Source organism: Zymobacter palmae, from assembly GCF_003610015.1.
GTDB lineage: Bacteria > Pseudomonadota > Gammaproteobacteria > Pseudomonadales > Halomonadaceae > Zymobacter > Zymobacter palmae.
In genome coordinates, this window is the sequence record NZ_AP018934.1 from 1 (window position 1) to 5,060 (window position 5,060).

General features: G+C 45.7%; 7 protein-coding genes. 3 read left to right on the forward strand and 4 right to left on the reverse strand.

Annotated elements, in window-relative coordinates; all coding sequences use genetic code 11:
• Entirely contained in the window at positions 1-489 is a 489-nt protein-coding gene (locus ZBT109_RS13450; protein ID WP_027705633.1) for an Hcp family type VI secretion system effector, read from the forward strand.
• Positions 490-1,583: 1,094 nt separating this feature from the next.
• Here the strand turns inward: ZBT109_RS13450 and ZBT109_RS13455 are convergent.
• The 3 genes from ZBT109_RS13455 to ZBT109_RS13465 form a co-directional block, all read right to left on the reverse strand.
• Positions 1,584-1,772 carry a Rop family plasmid primer RNA-binding protein gene (locus ZBT109_RS13455; protein WP_027705634.1) on the reverse strand — a complete coding sequence of 63 codons (189 nt, stop codon included), beginning with the start codon at positions 1,770-1,772 and terminating at the stop codon, positions 1,584-1,586.
• A gap of 184 nt (positions 1,773-1,956) precedes the next feature.
• Positions 1,957-2,241, reverse strand: a complete 285-nt coding sequence (gene nadS, locus ZBT109_RS13460) for a NadS family protein (RefSeq protein ID WP_027705635.1) — start codon at positions 2,239-2,241, stop codon at positions 1,957-1,959.
• Complete coding sequence (locus ZBT109_RS13465) at positions 2,241-2,573, reverse strand: type II toxin-antitoxin system RelE/ParE family toxin (RefSeq protein WP_027705636.1); 333 nt, start codon at positions 2,571-2,573, stop codon at positions 2,241-2,243. Before ZBT109_RS13465 ends, nadS begins: the two co-directional genes overlap by 1 nt.
• A gap of 708 nt (positions 2,574-3,281) precedes the next feature.
• Here ZBT109_RS13465 and ZBT109_RS13670 point away from each other — a divergent pair.
• Together ZBT109_RS13670 and ZBT109_RS13475 are read left to right on the forward strand one after the other, a co-directional pair.
• The gene (locus tag ZBT109_RS13670; protein WP_145984537.1) at positions 3,282-3,737 is read left to right on the forward strand and encodes a hypothetical protein; all 456 of its coding nucleotides are present in this window, start codon (positions 3,282-3,284) and stop codon (positions 3,735-3,737) included.
• A 44-nt stretch (positions 3,738-3,781) separates the two neighbouring features.
• Positions 3,782-4,429, forward strand: coding sequence for a glycoside hydrolase family 19 protein (locus ZBT109_RS13475; protein WP_051523983.1), 648 nt, complete (start codon positions 3,782-3,784; stop codon positions 4,427-4,429).
• Positions 4,430-4,472: 43 nt separating this feature from the next.
• On the opposite strand, the gene ZBT109_RS13480 is transcribed toward ZBT109_RS13475, so the two are convergent.
• Complete coding sequence (locus ZBT109_RS13480) at positions 4,473-4,952, reverse strand: hypothetical protein (RefSeq protein WP_027705632.1); 480 nt, start codon at positions 4,950-4,952, stop codon at positions 4,473-4,475.
• Positions 4,953-5,060: the final 108 nt, after the last annotated feature.

Sequence of the window (5,060 nt, forward strand, 5' to 3'; positions counted from 1 at the left end):
ATGTCGTTTGACGCATATTTGAAAATCGAAGCCATTCCGGGAGAAGCGCTGGATTCCAATCACAAAGACTGGATTGAGCTAACCGACTTCCATTACGGCGTTATGCAGGCTGTATCAGGTACAGCTAGCTCCGCTGGTGGGGCTACTGTTGGAGGGGCTTCCTGCCCAGACTTCTTTATCGAAAAGCATCTTGATCGGGCTTCGCCAAAACTGTTTGAGGCTTGTGCATCAGGTCAGCACTTCAAAAGCATGGTAATCCACGTTAACCGTGCTGGTGGAGACCAGCAGAAGTACATGGAGATCAAGCTGGAAGAAGTCATCATTTCTGGACTGAATGCCAACCGAGGTGGTGAATTTCCTACAGAAAGCGTGACGCTAAACTATGGCCGTATCGCTATCAAGTACATTCAACAGAACCGTGCTACTGGTAAGGGTGCAGGCGCTATTGCAGGCGGCTGGGACCGTATTGCCAACAAGAAATTTGCATGAAAAAAAGCCCGGCCTAATGGCCGGGCTTTTTTGTATCCCACTGTGTCGTAATTGACTCACAGAGAGCAGAGGGATAACTTGTTCGTCAGAAAGAAGAAACCCCAAGTGCGTCAACACTCGGGGTTTCGGATTCTCTTCCTGTGAAAGGCAGCAAGAGAAAAACAGTACATCTAGTCTAACGGCCCTTTTGGCCGCCTCGCAAGCCCTTTTTTGCTGCCTTTCTCAGTATCAGAATCCCTTTCGGCCGCCATCCTAGGCGAGTACGTGGTAAGAGGGATTGGACTTCAAGTTGTTGTTGCCCTCTCTACCGTGGCGGTCGGGCCAAACGGGGACACCTCACATATGGCCCAGCGTGCGACGCGCATCAACGGCTTGTCAGAGTCGCGATCTGGCAGCACTACCGATAGTGGGCAACGGGAACCATCGACGGCCACCACTTAAAAAACGGCGGGGCAGCCCAGTTACAAGGGGGCTAAAGGTAGTGCAGCAGCCCATAGATGTGTCTCTCCGGCGCGTGAGGGGGGCAGGAACCCTAGCGGGTTCTACCGATAGCGGAGAGCAAGGCGAACCGTCTCGAAACCGAAGCTGATTTAGGCTGAAGTGGAGGGAGGGCGAGCCTGTTTTGAAGCGCAGCGAAAAACAGGCTCGTTGGGTTGTTGGGTGCGCTTGCGCACACTTTTTGCGCCGCGTCAGCGGTGCTTTGCTTTTGCCTCTTTTCAATCTCAAAACTAAATCTTAATAGCCGAAGGCTTATTGTCTTTTCCCAGGTGCGCGTCGTGAGATGAACCGAAGGTTCACGAGCGCGTGTGCCCGACAACCCGAACGAAGTGGAGGGGCGGCAGTTTGGTTTTAGCCGCTAAAATACTTCAACATGCGTGGCCTCTTTTTTGCGGCACAATCATTCAATTCATTACAGCGTAATCACCCCGTCATTCGTTTTTCAATCTTTTCCCAATCATTTCCATTTGATCTTACCCAGACCACTCTGGAGTCGGACAAGATGTAACTTTGGAGTACCGCCGTACGTGGACGGTATCCAAAGTCGTCTTGGTCAGGGCAAGCCCCGACACCCTGAATGCTCTATTAGCCGTCGGCTAATTCTCTCCCTCTGAAGCCCATTTATTGGCGAGTACTTCATGCAAGGCTTCGGCATCATCGTGGAGCTTTTCACATGCGTTTGCAGCGTCGTCATCGTCTAGCTCATTGAGTTTGTCGAGTAGGATCAAGGTTTGGCTTTTGATGAACTTGGCTACGTTGAGAGCGCTTTTCTCTTTCTTGCCCATAGGAGGCTTCTCACGGCGTTTTTTCGTGTGAAGGGTATGGTAGGGCGTGTTTAGGTCAAATCGAAGCGTACAGACGGATTTAGGAAGCCCTACAAGGAAATAAAAGGCTAGGAACAGGTAGGTGTTGTATAGCGAACAAACGCGACCCTAAGAGGTCGCGTTTGTCATTGAGCCTTCGGTAACGTCAATGTGAAGCGAGTTCCTGATAGAACGCGGGGTTCTTCTGGATTGCCGAAAGTACCTTGGCCGCTAGCCCTGTGGGGTTGCGACGTTTGCTTTCCCAGCTTTTGATCGTATCAACGCTGGTTCCCATTGCCAGGGCAAACTCTGCTTGAGAGACCTTGATTTGAGCGCGGATAGCTTTCACATCGGCGACCTCGTAGCGGGTCACGCGTGTTGCTGCCTGGCGGCCTTTTTTGATCTCCACGGCTTCTTCAAGGGAGCTTTTCAGATCGTCAAAGATACTCATTAGGATTCTCCTTTGAGCTGCTGCATCAGCTGCTTGAGTGAGGCCTTTTCGGCCTGTGTCAGGCTTTCTTTCTCACTTTTGGCATAAGCCAAGACGAGATAGATTGTTTCAGCTGTCGAGAGGAAATAAATCACGCGGACACTGCCGCTTTTGCCTTGCCCTCGAGTAGCCATACGTACCTTACGAAGCCCTCCAGTGCCTTGAATCAGATCCCCCTTGGTAGGGTTCGCAATCAGATCATTTTGCAGGGCACGTAGCTCGTCGTCGGTCGCAATCTGGTGGATGCTGCGGGTAAACAGCGATGTTTCGATAAATTCGATGGCATGACCCACGCCGCGACTCCTAGGGAAAGGGATTGGCTTGGAGTTAAGTGTACTATGTACACTTTTTTATTGGCAATCTTGACTTTCCTCTCGTACGTAATGACGATTTTTTGTACATCGGCTTGCGATAACCTCTTTTTTCCAAAAATTCGTCATGTTCTCGACGGCAAGATGTGCAATGTAGGCCCATTGCCTCTGAGTTTTATTTTTGCTGTTTAATACTTGCCTTGATCGGTGATGCTGGTTAACAGGCCAAAAAAAACGCGACCAGAAGGTCGCGTTTTTTTTGGGGGCTCGTAAGGCGAGTGATCTGCAGCTTATGCCATCAGGCCTTTGGATCGCCCTCGGTGAGCATTTATGCGGCTGTAGATGGTCTGTGGACTCATTTCTAGGAACTTACCAATATCTTTGGCCGTATAACCTCTGTCATACAGATTCTGCATCAGATCATCTTGGTCTTTTCTGGGCAGTTGGCGAAACATTTCACATGTCATCGCTCCATGAATGCCTTTTCCAAATATCATGTTGTAGCTCCAATTTATGCAGATAAACTGCGGATAAACGTCCATTGACGATCAAAATCTTTGTCAGGATTCTATCCTGATATTACGCATCCAGCAATGGAATAAAGAGGTTTTTTAATAAAGAAATGAAAATAAAAATTTATATTTGTTTTTAACTTATTGTTTTTATTGTTTTTTTTGTATAAAATTTTTTATGTTTGATAGTGTTGTTTGTGGCTCAGAAAGCCTAAAAGCCGCTCATGATAAGGCGCGTAATCATGAGTTTCCGTCGGAAACTCATAAAGACTTCTTCAAAAAATCTGCTTTTTATGAAGTGAAAACACCGCAGGAAAGCGAGTCGTGTCTTGCTTCAAAAAAGCAGAATGGAAAACGAATCAAATACGGTATGCCTTTCGAAAAAAAGGCATTTTCTTTCCGGAAGCAATGTCGTGAAAAAAACGACAAGCACTCTGCCTCAAAAGCAGAAAAGAAAACGACAAGCACTTTGCCTCAAAAGCAGAAAAGAAAACGAATCAAAACTGGCTACGTCGCTTTTAACCTTCTCGGACAAGGTATGTCTACGTCCCACAAATGTGGGCCTAACGCATCTCAATCGCTGTGCTCTCAAGCTGCTGACCCTTGGGGTGGACACCCTGCGTTTTTTCCATGAAAGTAGGGCGGTTTTTGAGCTAACTATCTGACTAGGGGGAATATATGGCTCAGGAAGTGACTGGGGAAATGCTGAAACAAGCGTTCAACGACTTTCAGGCTTATCGAAGGGCTGGAAAGATCGTTGTCGACTACTCGCTGCTTAGCAGTATTGTGATGCACTTCACTGCAAAAAATAGTCCTAAAAAACACGAGATGCAGGAATACTACTTACAGAATCTCGTGGCTCCTTTGAATCGGTGGATGCCTGTTTATGGAATTGATACGGCTATAAGAGCAGCACACTTTTTATCGCAGGCATGCTGTGAAACTTTCCAGTTCACGGCAGTGACCGAAATACCTAAAAATGGTGGCAAAGAATATGATGGAAGAAAGTCACTAGGTAATACTCAGCCAGGAGATGGACCTAGATACATTGGTCGCGGGTTGCTTCATCTGACTGGGCGCGAAAACTATCGAGTAATGGGGAACAAGATAGGAGTTAATCTTGAACAAAATCCTAATGTTGTAAGTGATGATTTAGACATTGCAGTGAGAACTGCATGTGAGTACTGGAAAAATAGAGGTATAAACGCTTTTGCTGACAAAGATGACTTTGATACTGTTACTCAAAAGATAAATGGTGGACATAACGGGAGAGATGAACGATATGCTTCCCTACAAAGAATTAAGAAAAAACTAGGAATAGTATAAGGTTGTGGGCGGTAGTTTCTTAGTAAACTATCGCCCGTATTGGTCAGTAAGGAGTACTTGTGTTATCCAAAAATGATGGGGTAAATCCTTCTACGGCACTAGAAATAAAATATATATTTTTTAAGTCTACGGCGCAGTAGTGGGGGATGGAATAAAACTCGGCAATAATTGATTCTTCTCCGGGAAAGTCTATTTTGTAATACTGTTTATAGATATTAGTTTCCATATATTGTGCTTTTGTAGGTTCGTATACTTTATCATCTCCGTTCTGTTTAGATCTTCTTTCCATTAAATATGTTTTTTCATTTTTATTAGCTTTTGTTGAAGATAACAAAGTAATTGTGTAAACACTGTTTTTATCAATCAGTTTGTACGCATAGCTACTGTGGTTTGTGTTTTCTAAAGATAAAAATAAGTTGCTAATTATTTTTTTATCTTTGTCTAGAGAGCAATCAGGCGCTGATTCAGCAATAGCATGGGAAGACAACAAAATTGCGCACGCAGCAAGCGTTTTTTTGAGCATGGAATACTCCCTAATGTTGGTGTCGTGCCACTACAGTTCATAGCTAAAAATCATGGCATAATAGGCACTTGCCGCTTAAGACAAGCATATTTCATAGGGGGATAGACT

Coding starts and splice junctions, on each gene's coding strand:
- ZBT109_RS13450 (WP_027705633.1), top strand. CDS start 1: ATGTCGTTTGACGCATATTTGAAAATCGAAGCCATTCCGGGAGAAGCG.
- ZBT109_RS13455 (WP_027705634.1), bottom strand. CDS start 1,772: ATGGGCAAGAAAGAGAAAAGCGCTCTCAACGTAGCCAAGTTCATCAAA.
- nadS (WP_027705635.1), bottom strand. CDS start 2,241: ATGAGTATCTTTGACGATCTGAAAAGCTCCCTTGAAGAAGCCGTGGAG.
- ZBT109_RS13670 (WP_145984537.1), top strand. CDS start 3,282: ATGTTTGATAGTGTTGTTTGTGGCTCAGAAAGCCTAAAAGCCGCTCAT.
- ZBT109_RS13475 (WP_051523983.1), top strand. CDS start 3,782: ATGGCTCAGGAAGTGACTGGGGAAATGCTGAAACAAGCGTTCAACGAC.
- ZBT109_RS13480 (WP_027705632.1), bottom strand. CDS start 4,952: ATGCTCAAAAAAACGCTTGCTGCGTGCGCAATTTTGTTGTCTTCCCAT.